Annotated in this window: 1 protein-coding gene and 1 pseudogene; both read left to right on the top strand. The window is 26.8% G+C overall.

All coding sequences use genetic code 11. The annotated features are described in order from the left end of the window. Positions 1–173, top strand: a pseudogene (locus tag AMN78_RS04295) (glyoxalase); the annotation flags it as partial. Then, on the top strand, positions 166–990 hold an 825-nt coding region (locus AMN78_RS02750), incomplete at its 3' end, for a glutamate-cysteine ligase family protein (protein ID WP_256997704.1). The pseudogene AMN78_RS04295 and the gene AMN78_RS02750, both read left to right, overlap by 8 nt.

Genomic DNA, 990 nt, shown 5'->3' with positions numbered 1-990 from the left:
GTGTGCATTTAAAAAAAGAAGTTTTTAATAAAATAAAATCTAATATTGAAGCCAATAAGATAAACTATATTGATAAACCCTACACAAGGTTTGAGGGAACTGAGTTTGAACAGAATACATTTTTTATTGAAGATCCAAATGGAAATGTATTAGAGTTAAAAACGTTTGACTAATAATTCACCTACACTAATAGAAAATAAAAGCCAATTAATTAAATATTTCACCGACGGAATTAAAGAGGAAAATCAGCTTAGAATTGGTGTTGAACATGAAAAATTTCTTTTTAATAGAAATGATCTTAAAAGAATTGATTATAAAAAAATACAACAAGTATTTGATCTCCTAAAAAATAAAGGTTGGGAGCTACAATATGAAAAAGATAAGATAATTGGTTTAAAAAAGGAAAATCAAAAGATTACTACTGAGCCAGGATTTCAATATGAATTATCAGGTGCTCCTTTTAAAAACATACATTTAGTTTGTTCAGAAAACAGTTCTCATTTTAATGAGCTGAAAGAAGTTTTTAGTTCTGCTTCTATAGCAACTTCATCTATTGCATACGATCCTTTTAATAAATTAATTGATATACCTAAAAGTCCTAAAGAACGTTACAAAATTATGACATCTGAAATGCCAAAAGGTGGCAAATTAAGTTTAGATATGATGTATAAAACTGCCGGAATTCAAATTAATTATGATTATACATCTGAAGCTGATTTTGAAAAAAAATTTAAAATTGGAAACTATTTAGCTCCCTTAACCATCGCTCTGTTTGCAAATTCTCCTTTTAATGAAAACAAACTATCAGGTTTTTTATCTTATAGAGGAAAAGTTTGGCAAGAAACTAATAGAGGTGGAATAATGCCAATTACTTTTGAAAAACTTAATTTTGAGAAATATATTGATTATGCAATTAACTATCCAATTTTATTCCTAAAAAAAAAAGGCAAATACTACTCGCCTAATGGTCAAACTTTTAAAAACTTTTTA

Source organism: Candidatus Pelagibacter communis (assembly GCF_001179945.1).
Lineage (GTDB): Bacteria > Pseudomonadota > Alphaproteobacteria > Pelagibacterales > Pelagibacteraceae > Pelagilacustribacter > Pelagilacustribacter ubique_A.
This window is presented reverse-complemented; position numbering and strand designations above follow the sequence as displayed.